Annotated in this window: 10 protein-coding genes; 4 read left to right on the top strand and 6 right to left on the bottom strand. The window is 69.2% G+C overall.

All coding sequences use genetic code 11. The features are described 5' to 3' along the window. Positions 1-90: 90 nt before the first annotated feature. Positions 91-426, bottom strand: coding sequence for a hypothetical protein (locus tag IPK71_00485; protein ID MBK8212197.1), 336 nt, complete (start codon positions 424-426; stop codon positions 91-93). A 326-nt stretch (positions 427-752) separates the two neighbouring features. On the opposite strand from IPK71_00485, the gene IPK71_00480 reads away from it, so the two are divergent. Continuing rightward, entirely contained in the window at positions 753-2,396 is a 1,644-nt protein-coding gene (locus tag IPK71_00480; protein ID MBK8212196.1) for a hypothetical protein, read from the top strand. A 43-nt stretch (positions 2,397-2,439) separates the two neighbouring features. Here the strand turns inward: IPK71_00480 and IPK71_00475 are convergent, their stop codons facing one another. From IPK71_00475 to IPK71_00465, 3 genes are all read right to left on the bottom strand, one after another. Then, positions 2,440-4,110 carry a hypothetical protein gene (locus tag IPK71_00475; protein MBK8212195.1) on the bottom strand — a complete coding sequence of 557 codons (1,671 nt, stop codon included), beginning with the start codon at positions 4,108-4,110 and terminating at the stop codon, positions 2,440-2,442. Positions 4,111-4,240: 130 nt separating this feature from the next. Further along, complete coding sequence (locus IPK71_00470) at positions 4,241-6,442, bottom strand: M4 family metallopeptidase (protein ID MBK8212194.1); 2,202 nt, start codon at positions 6,440-6,442, stop codon at positions 4,241-4,243. A 454-nt stretch (positions 6,443-6,896) separates the two neighbouring features. Next, positions 6,897-8,513: a hypothetical protein gene (locus IPK71_00465; protein ID MBK8212193.1), complete on the bottom strand. Its 1,617-nt coding sequence runs from the start codon at positions 8,511-8,513 to the stop codon at positions 6,897-6,899. 599 nt (positions 8,514-9,112) lie between these two features. Here IPK71_00465 and IPK71_00460 point away from each other — a divergent pair. Further along, a complete protein-coding gene (locus IPK71_00460; protein ID MBK8212192.1) occupies positions 9,113-9,880 on the top strand; it encodes a hypothetical protein in 768 nt (255 codons plus the stop codon). A 149-nt stretch (positions 9,881-10,029) separates the two neighbouring features. Further along, on the top strand, positions 10,030-10,362 hold the full coding sequence (locus IPK71_00455; GenBank protein ID MBK8212191.1) for a ribonuclease E inhibitor RraB: 333 nt from the start codon (positions 10,030-10,032) through the stop codon (positions 10,360-10,362). A gap of 141 nt (positions 10,363-10,503) precedes the next feature. On the opposite strand, the gene IPK71_00450 is transcribed toward IPK71_00455, so the two are convergent. Both IPK71_00450 and IPK71_00445 read right to left on the bottom strand, forming a co-directional pair. Beyond that, entirely contained in the window at positions 10,504-13,113 is a 2,610-nt protein-coding gene (locus tag IPK71_00450; protein MBK8212190.1) for a glycosyltransferase family 4 protein, read from the bottom strand. A 3-nt stretch (positions 13,114-13,116) separates the two neighbouring features. Further along, positions 13,117-14,595: an SUMF1/EgtB/PvdO family nonheme iron enzyme gene (locus tag IPK71_00445; GenBank protein ID MBK8212189.1), complete on the bottom strand. Its 1,479-nt coding sequence runs from the start codon at positions 14,593-14,595 to the stop codon at positions 13,117-13,119. A gap of 71 nt (positions 14,596-14,666) precedes the next feature. On the opposite strand from IPK71_00445, the gene IPK71_00440 reads away from it, so the two are divergent. Continuing rightward, a complete protein-coding gene (locus IPK71_00440) occupies positions 14,667-15,155 on the top strand; it encodes a PaaI family thioesterase (GenBank protein ID MBK8212188.1) in 489 nt (162 codons plus the stop codon). Positions 15,156-15,188: the final 33 nt, after the last annotated feature.

Below are 15,188 nucleotides of genomic sequence, written 5' to 3'. Positions count from 1 at the left end.
CGTTCTCGGCTCCGCGCCCCCGCGGCCCGTCGCTCCACCCCCTCGCGCGAAGCCTCCGAGCGAAGCGGGGGAGGTCCCCGAAGCGGCGTGTCAGTCGCCGCCCGCGTCACCCGCGTCGGGAGCCGCAGCGTCACTCGCGTCGGGAGCCGCGGCGTCGCTCGCGTCGGGAGCCGCGGCGTCGCTCGCGTCGGGAGCCGTGGCGTCGGCGTCGGGGGCCACGCTCGCGTCGACGAGCGGGCGGTCGTCCGAGCATCCGCTCAGCGGGCACTGGAGACAAGGCTCGGGGCTGCACGCGACCGAGAGCATCGCGCCGCCCGCGACGGCCGCGAGCGCCGCGCTCACGAAGGCGCCTCGCCGGCGCAGGATGGCGTTGCGGTCTTCGTCGGCGGGATCGCCGTCACGCGGCTCTTCGGGGGAGTGGGCCATAGCTCAGGCTCGCATGAGCGCTCCGAGCGGCCAAGATCGGTCGGGAGTCGAGGCTGCGGTCGTCCGGTTGGACCCCACACGAAGAGGCCCCACACGGGAGCAGAACCGACCGACGTTGGCGCCAAGTGCGCGAAACCAGGTGGACGATCCGACCGACGTTGGCGCCAAGTGCGCGAAACCTCGTGGGCCCGATCCGCGCCCTCAGCGGTGCCCCGCTGCCCCACGCGAGGATCACTTCGTACCCGCGCGCGGCCCGCCACCCCCCCCCAGACCCCCGCGAATCGCCCTAGCTCCCATGTGGTACAGGGTGTGCACTACCCCTGGGCATGATGCCCCGCACCCACAAGCTCGGCGCCCTCTCGTTCGTGTTGCTCTCCGCCCTCGTCGTCCAGGGCTGCGCTGCCGAGGAGGGCGACTTCGCCGGCGAGAGCGAGGACGAGGTCTACGAGCACCACGGGCTCGACGCGTACGGCCCCGTGCCGGGCAACCTCGAGGACCGCTTCCTCACGTGCCCCGTGTCCGACAAATCGAAGACCGGCACCTTCAACGGCAAGACCTACACGTACAAGTCGGCCGCCGAGGTGGGCTACGGCTCGAACGGGTGGGAGGGCCGCATCGCCTCCGACTGGTCCGCGCTGAGCGCGCTCGTCCCCCGCAACATGGAGGCGCTCGTCATCGACATTCGCCGTGTCGGCGGCGTGCCTCACTATCTCTACTTGAGCAACGGCAAGCAGAACACGGTGTACGAGCCGTGGAGCTCCAGCAAGTTCATGGCCATCTCGGGCGCCATGGCGCGCGCGCGCACCGAGAGCGGCGGCAAGGTCGGCGGCGACGGCACGGTCGGCAACGTGAACCTCGGCGACATGACCACCGCCGTGCACACCTACGCGGCGAAGGGCAGCGCCCCCGGGGGCGGCTCGAGCGGAGTCGACGGCTCGAATGGCATGTCGAACTACTTCTTTCGCGTGGCCGGCGCCGACTACCTGACCGACCTCATGCACGACAGGTGGCTCCGCCTGTCCGACCGCAGCAACTTCCGCGGTGGCTACGGCGCCTTCTCGTTCAACGAGGGTAGCCTCAACTGGACCTCGGCCGACGGCCGCTCGACGACCCGAATGGGGCGCATCGAAAACGGCATTACGGGAGATAAGACGATGTCGGCCCTCGCGCAGGGCGAGTGGCTGAAGCGCCTCACGCAGTTCGAGACCGACCCGACGACGCGTCTCCCGGGCTTCAACGGCACCATCCAGGCCGAAGACGTCCGCGCGCTCCTCTACGGCAACTTGACGCGCAACGGCGAGATTGGCGGCATGATCGCTGGCGAGTCCGTCTATCTGCTCCAGGGGCTCCTCCCCGGAGTGAGCCTCGGTCGGCCCAACGCGTTCGGGGGCGAGCAAAACCGCGCCGCGAAAGAGATCCTCGACCGCGTGACGGGCGGCAAGTGGCGTGTCGCCCACAAGCTCGGCGCCGGCGTGAGCCGGACTCGGGGCGTCGCCGAGATCGTCATGGCGACCTACGCGTGCCTCCCCGGTTACGACGGAGGTCGCGAGTTCGTCATCATCACGAGCGCCCACGCGCCGAGCCTCGGCGCGGCAAACACGGCCACCCAGTCGGCATTCGCCAAGATCGTGCCCGCGCTCGCCCCCAACTTCGCGAGCTCCTCCGGAGCCCCGGTGACCGACGGGTTCCCGGTCCGCGGAGAGGGGACGGCCAAGGCCTCGGCGAACACCGTCCTCAAGGCCGAGAACGTCGACTCGTCGACGCTGAGCGACGGAAAGAAGTGTGCGCTCGCCGCGGGCAAAGGGCTCGAGTTTCTCTCGGGAGAGTACGTGAACGCGGCGAAGACGCAGGTCAAGCTCACCATCGACCCGAGGTCGAGCGCGGTTCGCGCCCTCGGCTGCCCCGAGACCCTCTGGGCGAATGGCGCGGTCTACGTGTACGCGCCCCACTTCGCGTTCTCGGCGCGGTAGGCGCTTCTGTGTCGGCGAGGTGCGAGCCGGAGCGTCGCGTGAATTAGGGCTCCCGCGCCTCGGCGAGGAAACGATCCGCGTGCGCGAGCACGATCGCCTGGGGCTGGTTCGTCAGCCACTTGCCACCGCCATGAGAGAGGAGTCGGTCCAGCGCTTCTCCGGAGTCGCGTACGGTGTCGGCATCCCCTACGGCGCGAGCCACGCGATGGCGCGCCCCGAGCGCCCGGACGAGCGCGAGCGCCGTACAGTGGGGAGCCATATCCCAGTCTCGGGCCACCCGGCGGCGGCAATCGAGACGCGCCTCGTACCTCGAGAACGTCACCAACGACGACCGCCCCTCCGGGAGGGTCACACCGACGACATCGAGCGTGCCCCAGCCGGACTCCCCGAGCTCGTGGAGCCTACGAGCGAGGCGCGAGCCCGAACCGGCAACGGCGGCCTCGCGGACCTGGGCATCGGCTCGCTCGAGGGCGCGCGCGGCGGCCTCGGGGGAGAAGCGCTGCAGGAGCGTCGCGCGCGTCACGTCGGGGATCGTCCGAAACACCCCGGGCTCGGGAGCTCGCTTGGCCTGAGAGCTCGCGGTGAAGTAGCTCTCGGCTCGCTTGCCGTCGAGCGCGAGCACCGCGATCCTATACCCCCAGTCGAGGGCGCTGTCGCGAGCCGAGAGCCTCTCGCGGTCGGCCTCGTCACGCGCAACGTCGTAGGCGTTTCGGTCGGCTTCCACCTGAGCGAAGAGGGGATGACCCACGGGGACGCGGAGCTCTTCCGTGCAATCTGCACGAACCCGAACATGGCTCGGAGACTCCCCGCGCAGCCGCGCGACGAGCGCCTCGTGGGCGGCGCGGATCTCCGGAGCGTAGAGGGGGGTCGCGGAGCCCAAACCACGAAGCTCGTGCTCTACGAGCGCGAGAGCTCCTTCGGTATCGTCGCGCTGGGCGAGCCAGTCTGCACGCGACGACACCTGCTCGCCCGGAGGAACGAACGGGAGCGGGTCGAGGTGGTCGCGTGCGTACGGGCCGGGCCCTTGACACTTCGGGACCGGCCTAAGTGCACACCGCGCGGCCTCCTGGTTCGGCGAGACCGCGGAGGGGGCCTTCTTCACGGGCGTGAGATCGAGCCGAAGGACCGGGCACCCGTCGCCCAGGGCCGCCAACGCCCCTTCGACCTCCGAGCCTGCATGGGCCTCGATCGCGGTAGCGAGGCACCCCGCGTCGATAGTGTCCTCCGGGCGGAGACGCATCTTCCGGAGGGCGGCCGCACCCACCGCCCCGCGCCCCGTGAGCACATAGGCCGTGAGCTCGTCGATCTCCAATCGGGTATCGGGGTGAACGTGCCGGGCTCGTTCGAAGGCTCGCGCTGCGTCTTCCATTCGCCCCTCTTCGAAGAGCGACCGAGCGATCTCGGGGCTCGGGCCGCACACGTCGTCGATGCGAGAGAAGCTCGCGCGAGCGCGGTACCGATACGCATCGATCGCCGCGGCACGGCAGTCCCCCTTCGCGAGGTCGGCGGCCACCAACGCCGTCACGCGCTCCTCCGTCTTCTCTTCTTCACGGAGCCTCGCGGCGAGCTTCGCGCTGGCCCTGGAACGGCCAAGGGGCGAGACGAGGGCCATCGCCATGGCCGGCCCCCATGACGACGGCGCGAGCGACGCGAGGAACCCGACGAGCGTCACCGCGCCGACGTACACGACCGGCCCGACGAAGCGCCGAGCCACCCCGCCATGTCTCGGTTTCGCGGGCACCCGCCGGACGAAGGCGAGCAGAAACGCCACCGCGATCGAGGCGTAGAAGAGGTGGCCGGCGTGTTCGAGAAAGGCGAGGGAGGGCATGAGGGGCTCGAGGAGCTCAGAAGTCGGAGACCATGGGCTCGATGAAGCATCGCGGCTTGTTTTGAGCGTCGAGGACGGCCGACGATTCGGGATTCAGCGTAAGTCGATGGCAGAACGACCCGCTTGCGCATTGGTGGCCACCCGCGATGGCGCCGCCTTTGCACTGGTAGCTGTCGTATGGGTAGTTGACGTCGGGGTTGCAATAGTACCCGTCGGCCTTGCCCTTGCAGGTTCGAGTAAGCTCTCCGGCCTTCGGACAGCTCAGGCCAACAGCGTGCTGAATGACCTCACCGTCCGGGATGACGTTCGTAGCGTTCCAGGCGCAGACAACGGCCTTCTTGACCCATAGTGGTTCGAGATCGGTCTTGAAGGGATTCGCAAGCGTGGTCTTGACCTGATGCGAGATCATTCTGCTCGCGAAGAGCTTCATGGTGTCGTTTACTGGTGCACCGAGAAGGGCTGCGTAGAAGAGGCGCGTTGCTCTCGATAACCCCACCTCGGCGAGAACCCCCTTCTTCGTCGCTTGGTTGAAGCCGCCGATGGCCAGCAGTGACCAGGCGTTTGTGACGATGGTCGAATTGTAGTGTATGTTGCCACAGTCGTTCTTGCTACGGGTATTCCCCTCAGCGTCGAACGAGCAGGTGGTAGCGCACGATTCCGGTGTCTGCGCACCTTGGCACTCGGGTCGATTGGCGTTGCTTGGGATGGTCGGGCGTCGTGCGGCGTAATCGATCGTGCCTCCGACGTCGGTGCCATTTCCGGGTCGACGGAAGTCTCGCAACGGCCTCCCGTCCCAACGCACGTCCTCTCCGAAGGTGTGGAGGCCGATGTCGTTGCTCCGCAACAGCGCGGTCGCATGCGCGGCGAAGATGTCCGCTAGGCCTTCGTTCAGCGCGCCCGCTTCGCCTACATAGCTCAGGGGGCCAACGGCGTCGATGACGCCGTGCGCATATTCATGGGCGACGAACTCGAAGCTGCTTCCAGTCGGATAGGTTTCGTACGTCTTGTTCCCAGCGTGGCCTTTGGGGTCGGCGTCTTCGAAGGTTCGACCGATACCGAAGAACAACTTTCCGGTGTCGCGAGGGTTGCTTGGTGGGACGTATCGGCCGTCTCCCTGCATCCTTCGGCCGTCGACGGTCCTCGCGTTGACGAAGGCCTCGACGGCGCCGCCGGCAGCCCATTTTCGCGCCTGGAGCTGGTTCGCGAAGTAAACGGACGCGAACTGCAAGTGAGCTTGCACGTCGGCGGCGACGCCTTTGGCGCTTCCTTGACGCACATTGACGTCACATTCGTACGGAGCTTCCGGCTGTCCGCTGGTCCCGGAGGGCCGAGAGCAGACTGCCAGCTTCCCGTCCTCGTTGTAGATTCGAATGGGGCCGGTGGCTCCAGTGGTCGAGAGCTCGCCCTGGGGGGTCAGGTCCACGCTCAGCATAGAGGACCGGTCTTGGCGAATGTCATTGGTGTCGAAGTAGTGCGCCGCGGCGAACGCCGTTGCGGCTGCCCCCTGATGGCGCGCGGAAAGAACGTCCCCGGTGTGGGCGTCGCACGTAACCTGAACGAGCGCATCGTCAACCTCAGCGGAGAATCGGTACGAGAGGCGAGGTTTCGCGGGGTCGACCGCCAGGACCCCGAGAGTGGGCGCAGAGACTTGGCGCGCCGTGGAGCCGAGCGTCTTGAGGGCGCGGTTTGCGGCATCATCTCCGTCTAGAGTCGGATGTGCCCCGACCGTCCCAAGGTTGCGGGCGTGACCGGTGGACAGGTATTCGAGCGAGCCTTCTTTCGTGACGGCAGCGACCAGTGCGGCGTCGAAAACCGGGATGCTCGTGCCAGGGAGGTGCTGCCTGAAGCGGTACGTTCCGACATCCTCGTCGCTCGCGTCGAGGAGCGTCTCCGGCTCGTCTAGCTCGTGGGACGGGTCGGAGCCGAGGCCGAGGTCGCTGGCGAAGGGCGTGAGCAAGGCGATGATGTCCGTGGGGGAGCGCTGCGCGTTTGGGAGCACTGGCCTACCCTCTCCACGAGCATAGTAGAGCGCCGCGTTCCCTGCGACGCCTGGCTCCATCCACCAGGTAGCTCCGGTGAGCGAATCCAACTTCCTTGCTAGATCCGCCCCGTTCTCGGCCATCGTCGGGAGCGGTGCCGGTTCCCCGTCACCTCCCGAGCACGCAGCCACCATGAGGCCAACACCCACGAGACCGAGAGAGCGTGTGCGCTTCTTCATTTCCTTCGTACCTGCCTTTCGCCGTCGAAGTCGGCGGGGTCGGGCGGGACGTTGCGTGAAATCGACGGGTGCGACGGCGTTTTCGCGGAAGACGCCGAAAACCGGGTCGAAGGTGGTACGAAGTGAACGTGTCGGGGGCATCGGCCCCCAGTGGCGACGCCGGCAACAGGAGTCGCCGACGTCGACCCTACGAACTGCCTCGGGGTCCGTGGTGGTGCACGGCGCTCAGATCGCCGACGCCGCCGCGTTCCGGTGGATGGGGACGCTCCCATCACGACCGTCGACTGTCGCGAGGCTGAAGGGCGCTTCGACGAGCCGGACGACGCCATCCGCTAGGTATGCGGAGCGGAAGGACTCGTGGTAGGTGCGCGACGTCGGTGTCATCCTTCTTTCGTGCGAAGAAGGGATGAACCCGCGATGGCTGGCCGCACCAGCGGTGGAGCCCCGAATGCGGTCAAGAACGCTGGTTTGGCCACAGCGATCGGAGGCGCTCCCACACGCCGGCTGGAGCGACACCCGGCCCCGAAGGCAAGAGCGCATCGATCAAGCCCGAATCCCGGAGCTGCTCGAAGACGCGCGGGTGCAACTTCACGACCAACGCTAGCCCAGTATCATTCGGCACGGCGTAGAGGCGCTCCTCCCTTCCGAGCGCTTCCGCGGCGGAGTTTAGCGTCGCGACGTAGGCCTCGCCTCGCGCTGGTGAGCTCGGCCGGGGAGCCTCGGGTAAGCCGAGCATCCCCACCAGCTCGTCGATGAACATGTCCGTGGAGTCGTCTTCCCACTCGCCGCTGGCGAGCAGCCCCTCCCATTTCGGCCAATGGCCATGCCCCCCGGTCGCAGCCGCTTCGATGGCCGCCCAGAACGCCGACGTGGTCTCGAGGCCCACGGGCGTACTCGGATCGAGTGCCATGGGCAGTAGCCCCGAGCCGGCTTGGTCCGCCTCGATGAGAGCACTCGCGGTAAGGCCCCCGCGACCCGTGATACGTCCAACGGCGTCCAGCCAGCGCGAAAGGGTGAGCCCGTTCGTGTCCGTTGCCCGGGGAGCATCGGGGAGCTTCCGCGACCATCCCTCGAGCGCATTCCGCGTCATCCCCGCGAACGCACGCGCGACTTCGTCGGTCGTCGGGTTCCAGGACCACGTCGGCAGCAGCCACGACTCCCCAACGAGGCGATCCACGGGCATGCCCAGCTCGGCGCGCCGCAGCATGGGCTGGCCGTTTGGCAGGTAGTGCACGAGGTCGAACACGACATCTTCGGGATTGGCTTCCGCCGAAGCTTCGATGGGCCCAATGGCCTCCGACAAAGCGACCACCCGTTCAGGGCCGGGGACGCCGTCGACCCACGCCCGGAACACGGTACACCCACCGTATCGTGGGGCGGGCGCGGGGGCCGTCCTGGCAAGGCATCTGGCGCGCTCACAGGCCACGATCGAGGAGAACGTTTCGTCGTTGGCGGATTCGACTAGCCGAAGAATGTCAGCGTCGTCGAGCTTCGCTGCGGACCCGGCCAGGCGCATGGAGAGGTCCGTGCCGGCGCCGCGCACTTGGACGCGTGGGCCTTCGGTGTCCCGTCGAGCGACGATCTCCAGTGGGCCCACGAGACCGGCCTCTCCCGAGATCTCGACAATGGCACCTTCTCCGACCTGGTCTTCGAGGCACGCGAGCCACCACGACTGAGATTCGGGCAGGTAGTCGGAGTCGTCGTCGTCGTGTTCTAGGGTCATTCCGAGGTTTACGACGACTTGCAGGACGAAAAGATACGCGGGCACCCATTCCGTTCTGACCGTGGATTCGTACAGCCCGAGGCCGAAGCCCGAAAAGGACAACGAAGCCTCGATGGGAGCTGGCCCTACGACGTGAATGTCGAGGGAGTCGTCGCCTTCCTCTTCGGACCGGAGAACGACACGCGAGAGGTGGGGATCGCCCTCGCCGAGGTCCGCTTCCTCGACGCCATCCTCGCCCGTGATCGCCACCAACGGGATTCCCAGCGATCGCCACGCCGCCTCGCAGGCGGCGAGTAGCTCCTCGGGCTCGACATACCGCTCGCGCTCCCACGTAAGAATGAAAGTCACGCCGGGATGCTCCTCCCTGCGCTCCGTGAAGTCAAGCCGATGCCCAGGCGGGAGGAAGGCCGCGACTGCGAGAAGTTTGCGCGCGCACGACCACTCACAAGAATCACCCCCGACGACGCTCGAGCATGGTTCGCCCACTGCGAGCTCAACCCGGCTGATCTCCGCTGTCCGGGAGTGCCGAATCGGCATCCGATCAAGTCGGACGAATTCGGCGGCACGGCCCTCGCGTGCCACTCAAGAGGAGAAGCGCGTGATCATGACCTCGCGAGGCGACCACGTGGAGGGGACCTCGATGGGCTCCCGCGCCCCCCGACGCTGGCGCCCGTCGGGGGCTCGGGGAAATTCGAGCGCGCGACGCAAAGTATTGACACCGCGAGAAGCGTCGTGTCGTTTTGAGGGCGGCGGACGTGCTGCGAGGGCGCCGCGGTTTTCGGCGAGGGTGCGATGACGAAGGCATCACGGAGGCAAGGGAGGGTAGGAGCACCGTGCCGGCCTCCGGTGCTGGTTCCGCAGCCCGTCGGCGCACTCGAAGCAACTCGGCGCTCACCCTCGGACGAGCCGGTCCGAGGGAATGTCTTGGCGGGGCCGATCGAGGTAAGATGAGCGACCCCGAGAAACGAGTCCAATGTTCGCTGCACGGCGAAACGCCCGCGACGTTCGTCTGCCGTCACCTGAGGTTCGGCGTCGGCTGTGGGTTTCATGCGTCCGCGGAAGACGCGGGAGACCCATGGCCGGACGCGTGGTGCGATCGATGCGAGGCCGCCTTCCAACGGTACGGCGAGTGGAACGCCTCCAACGAACCGGAGATTAGCCTGCTCTGCGCCGGGTGCTACGACACCGCACGCGTCCGCAACGGCTACGTGCCGGCGCCGCTCGTGCCGGGACAGCTGCAGGTTGGCGAGGCCGCCTATGCCGAGCTCGCCTGCGCGGCGTGCGAGCGGTGCAAGGCCCGACAGGAAGCTTCGAAAAAGGCTTGGCCGAAGTTCGCCACGAGCAAGCGCTGGCACTACGATGACGAGGCCAGGACGATCCGCTTCTTCGACGAACGGCCGGGGATGGCTGTCGTCGCCAACGTCACCATCACGGGTTCGTTCTCGACGCGCACGAGCTCGTGGATGTGGGCGTGGGCGAACGACGGCTACAGCGACGCGGAGCGTGCAGCCGTTGCCCCTCTGCGTGTCTTTGGTGAAGTCCGTGGGATCAAGAAGCTCGAGAGCGGCCACTGGAACGGTGAAGAAGTCGACGGGTGGGAGGTCACGCAAATCGCCGCGGATCTACTTCGGGCAGAGGCGGTGTACCGGGCGCCCTTCGATCACCTGCTGGTTTTCATGCTGCTGAACGAGCTTCGCGAGGAGCACGTGCGATGAGAGCTCGCTCGGTGTGTGTCGCTCGGCGCGCGTCGATCGCGGACGCGGCCTCCCGCCGAAGGGCTCCGGACGAGGCCGACTGGAGCGTGAGCGAGGACGAGTCTCGAGGCCATTCGGCCCGCCACAGCTGAACGCGCAACGGAGACGTCATGGGAAAGAACGCTGCACTATGGCCGAATGATGCGGATGGCGACGTCTTTCGCCGATTGGTAAATGCCGGCTTCGACTTCTCTCGAGACTGGTCCGTGGACTACAACGTGGATTTCGAAGTGTGGCCTCCCGCCGCCGCGGCGCTCGAGTTGCTCCGTTCCCGCTACGGGCACATCGACCTCTATCCGCCGGATGAGCACGGCACCGGATACGTTCAGTTTCAAATCGTCGGCCCGGTTACCTACGAGGGCGTAACATCGACTCAGCGCCAGGTTGGTGCGGCCATGCGGCCGTTTGGCGGCGTCTGCGAATCATGGGGGGTGATGCAGTAACGCGATCGCCACGAGCGGCTCGGCAAGGGGTAGTTGTGAGCCCTGAGCTGGGTGATCATCGCCTCTCCAGGCTACCAGGCATCCCGACGGCACGCGCGCCATTCAAGGCGCCCCGCGGGCTCCACGCGCACCATGGCTCGATCACCCACGTCCCCCGAGCCCCCACGCCGCCAGATAACCCTCGGCCATCCCCTCCATCGAGAACCGCTCCTCGATGCGCCTCCGGGCTCCGCGGCCGAGCGACACCCGTAGTGCCCTATCGCGCGCGACCGTGAGCAAGGCCTCGGCGAACGCTCCGGGATCCGCGCGTGGCACCAAAACCCCACTCTCCCCGTCCACGATCTGCTCCCCCGCCGCCCCCGCGCGCGTCGCCACCACGGGGAGCCCCGCGGCCATGGCTTCGAGCGTCGCATTGGGGCAGCCCTCGGGCTCCGAGACGGCCGCAAACACGTCGAGCTCCGCGAGGAACGGGCCCACGTCCGCGAGCTCTCCCACGAACGTTACGGGGAGCCCCTCGCAGCGGGCGGCGAGCTCCTCGCGGTAGGCCTCGCAGCCCGCGTCGGGCCCTCCGGCGATGCGGAGCTCCGCGTCGGGGTAGGCCTGGTTCACGAGACGGAACGCGTCGACGAGCTCCTCGAGGCGCTTCTGCGGAGAGATGCGCGCGGCCGTCCCGAGCACGAGGCGCGCCGGGGCCTCGCGTGGCACGTGGACCTCGGCCGGTAGGGGCACGCCGTTCGGCACCACGTGGACGCGCGCGCCGAGGGTGCTCTCGGCCCGGGCGCGCTCGGCCTCGAACTTCACGATCACGCCCTCGAGCAGCGCGCCGTACGCGCGGGCGTCCCGCGGGGGGAGGCCGGGCCGGGGCCTTCCGAAATAGCGATCGAGCGACGCGAAGAACATCTCCCCGGGCGACACGTCGAGAACCTTGGCGCCGAAGAGGGCGTGCGCCGAAAGCACCTTGATCTCCGGGATGACATTCCAGAGGACCACGTGCGAGGCCCCCGTGTCGGTCGCGTAGCGCACGACGCCGAGCGCGCTCTCCTCCACGTCGACCTCACGCGCACATGGTGCATGGTGCACGGATACCCCGCGCGTAGCGAGGTCTCGGGCCCCGCGTGAAGGGTACGCGGCCTGCTCTTCGACGAGCACGCACCCCACGTCGAGGCCGCGCTCGGCCAGGTGGGCGGCGAGCCTCCGCAGGCTCGACTGCGCGCCTCCGGTGACCAGGTTGTTCGTGACGAAGACCACACGCACCTTCGCGGGCCGCGGCGCGAGCCCTGCCGCCCGCGCGAGCAACGGGAGCGTTCGCCGGGCCGCCGTGTCGGCGTGGAAGTCGGGGGCGAGCTTCGGCTCGCGGGGAGCTCCGAGGGCCGCGTGGACGCTCTCGGCGAAGGCCTCGGGCCGTGCACCCTGTTCGACGGACGTGACGCGTCCGGGGTGCACGCGCGCCACCTCGGCGAGCCCCGACACCTCGCGCGCGACCAAAGGGAGCCCCGCCGCGAGCGCCTCGAGGTGCGCGAGCGAGAGGCCCTCGTGGAGCGACGCCGACGCCAGCACGTCGGCCGCGGCGAGCTCGTCCTCGGGGCGCTTCGATGCGCCGAGCCGGAGCACACGATCCTTCGCGGGGCTCTCGTGAATGCGGGCCACGAGGCGAGCCTCTTCGGCCTGCGAGGCCTCGTTGGCCGACACGGGCTCGCCGACCATCCAGAGCCACGCGGGCGCGCCACGGGCGACGAGCGCCTCGAGCACCGCGACGAGGTGGGGCAGGTCTTTCTGCGGGCGCACGTTGGCGAGCGCGAGCAGCACCACGTCTCCCGGTTGGGCGCCTCGTTCGCGCCGGAGCGCCTCGCGGGCTCCCTCTCGTGCCGCTCCGGGCGCGATGCCGTTCCACACCACACGCGAAGGGAAGGGGAGCGCACGCGCCTCGGCGCCCACCGCGTCGGCGCAGGCAAGAGCGAGCGCCGCCCCCGAGAGCTCTGTGCCCGGGGGCCACCCTTCGCGTGCATTATGCAGGTGAACCACGAGCGGCACGGAGGCGCGGGCCAAGGCGGCGAGGCGCCCTTCGTCCAAGAGGTGCGCGTGCACCACGTCGGGAGAGAGGCGCGCCGCGGCCTCGTCGAGCCGCTCGCCGTGGAGGCTCAGTGTGCCCTCGGGCGCGAGAAACTCGGTGCGCACGGGGCGCGACGTGGTCGCGAGCAGGCTCGTCGCGCCGAGCCTCGGGAGGCGTGTGTGCAGGTCGAGCACGAGGCGCTCGGCGCCCCCGCGATGGAGCGTGGTGACGAGCTCGAGCACACGCAGCCTCGGATCGACGCCCACGTTGCATGCAGGGTGCACGAACGCCCGGACGCGGCCGTCGCGCACGGCCTCGGCGACGGCGCGCGCCGGTCCATCTGCCCGGCCCGTGAAGAGCGCACCCGGGCGCTCGACGTAGACGCTCCACACGGCGCCCTCGTCGAGCCGCGCGACGGAGGCCGCACCCTCGAGCGACGCGGGCTCCTCGGCCCCGGGGAGCGCCATGGCTCGCCCGAGCGCGACCACCGGGAGCCCCGTGGCGCTCGTGGGCAGACGCGCCACGCTGGACCCGGGCACGGCCCCCTCACGGAGGAGCCACACGGGGCCGTCTCCGAGGAGCGCCTCGTCGTCGTGCGCGGCGTGCGTGGCCGAGAGCCCGAGCCTCGCGAGCGCGCGGCGTGTGCGGAGGACGAGGTGCGCGCGCCCCGCCCCGAAGAGCACGATACGGGGAACCTGCACGCGTCAGTAGGCGCTGGGCGAGCCGAGGAACGGGCGCGGAGGATCGTCGTCGTCGCGTCGGCTCGTGCTCTCGTGGTGGTGATGGTGATGCACGACGGGCACGACACGCGCCCCGGACCCACCCGAGCCCCTCGAGCCGCCCGAGCCCCCAGCCGCGCGGACGTCGCGGTAACCACCCTGCACGGGGGTGACCTCGAGGATGCGAATGGCCGTGGGCGGCCCGCCCGTGAAGACGAACGTCTCGGGCCCGTCGACGACGACCACGTCCGACACCTTGGTGCCCGACACGAACGCCTCGTAGCGCACGCGGCTGCCCGCGCCGAGGGACGACCGCACCACGAAGCCGTCGGCGCGCGCCTCGACCGACACGTTGCCCGGCACACCCGGCACGGAGCCCGCCGCGCCCGCCGCGCCTTCTTTCTTGGTCGCCGCGAAGTACGCCGCGAGCCCGGCGCCGAGCCCCACGGGGACGAGCAAAATGGCGAGCCAGCCCGCGCCACCTCCCGAGTCGCTCGGTGTGGCTTCGCTCGGCGATTCGCCCGTCGCGGGGCCCTTCGGCTCCTTCAGCGTGAGCGGCGGCTCGGGCGTGAGGCCCACGCCGGGCTTCAGCTTGGGGGCCTCTTTGGTGAGCACGAGGCGAAAGCCGTTGTCGGCCATGCGGCTCCCCGGGCTCGACGCGTACCGCGACGCGGGGCGCGCGCGGCGTGGGTCGCGGTTCCACGAGCCGCCCTTCAGCACCATGCGCGGCGGGCTGCCTTGCGCGGTCTCGACGCGGGGATCGATGGCGTCGTCCTTCGTGCGCGGCGCGTAGAAGTCGAGCGTCCACTCGTTCACGTTGCCCACGATCGCGAAGAGCCCGAGGCCGTTCGCGGGCTTCTCGTCGACCTTGTGCGTGCCCACCCCCGCGCCCTTGGGGAAGCCGTGCGCCTCACCCCACGACGTCGAGAACGTGGTCTCGGTGCCCCGCGCCGCGCGCTCCCACTCGGCCTCGCTCGGCAGGCGAATGGACTCGCCGGTCTTCTGAGAAGCCCACCGCGCGAAGCTCTTCGCGTCCTCGAGCGTGACGATGACGACGGGGTGGTCGTCGGTCTGGGGGAAACCAGGGCTTTTCCACGAGAACTCGGGCTTCTGGACGAGGGCCTTCCCGTCCCACCCGAAGCCGCCGGAGCTGCCTTGTTCGGCCTCGGTGCGGTACTTCGTCTCGGTGACGAAGGCGCGGAACGCCTTCACCGTGACGGGCGTCTTGCCGATGAAGTAGGCCGACGTGAGCGTGACGTCGCGCTCGACCTCGTCGGGCTCGCGGCCCACCTCGCTCGCCGGCGAGCCTTGCCGGAACGCGCCCGCGGGCACCTCGGCGAACGTGAGCGTGACGCCCGGCGCGACGTCGACCGAACGATCGGCGGCGTGCGCGAGCCGCGGGGCGAGGACGAACGAGGTCGCGAGGACGGGCACGGCCCAGAGGGAGCGATGGGGCGCGAACATGGCGCGAGGTTAACGCGATCCGCGCGCGCCGACGCTTCTCTTCGCCGCCCGGCCTTGGTATCGCAGCGCGCATGACGGAACGCGTGCCGCTCGATCCCCTCGCGACCTTCGGGCCGGACCAGCCGTGTTTCGGCTGTGGCCCTCACCACCCCATCGGCTTTCACCTCGAGCCGTACCGCGAGGGAGACGCGGTGTGCGTCGACTTCACGCCGGGCGAACGCTACCAAGGCCCGCCCGGCCTCATGCACGGGGGCCTCGTGATGACGCTCGCCGACGAGCTCGGCGCGTGGGTCGTGCTCGGCCTCAAAGAGCGCTTCGGGTTCACCGCCGCCATCGAGGCGCGCCTCATGAAGCCCGTGCGCATCGGCGTGCCGGTGCACGGCCGCGGCACGATCGAGAGCGACACGCCCCGCATCTTGAAGCTCAAGGTGGTCCTCTCGCAGGAGGGCACCGAGACCTTCCGAGGCACGCTCACGTTCGCGCTGCTCGACCGCGCGGGCGCCGAGCGGCTCCTCGGAGGGCCCCTCCCGGAGACCTGGGTTCGCTTCGCGAGGGACTAGCCGCGCTTTTTTTTCGAGGCGCTCCGTGTGCCT

Source organism: Myxococcales bacterium, from assembly GCA_016712525.1.
GTDB lineage: Bacteria > Myxococcota_A > Polyangia > Polyangiales > Polyangiaceae > JAAFHV01.
This window is presented reverse-complemented; position numbering and strand designations above follow the sequence as displayed.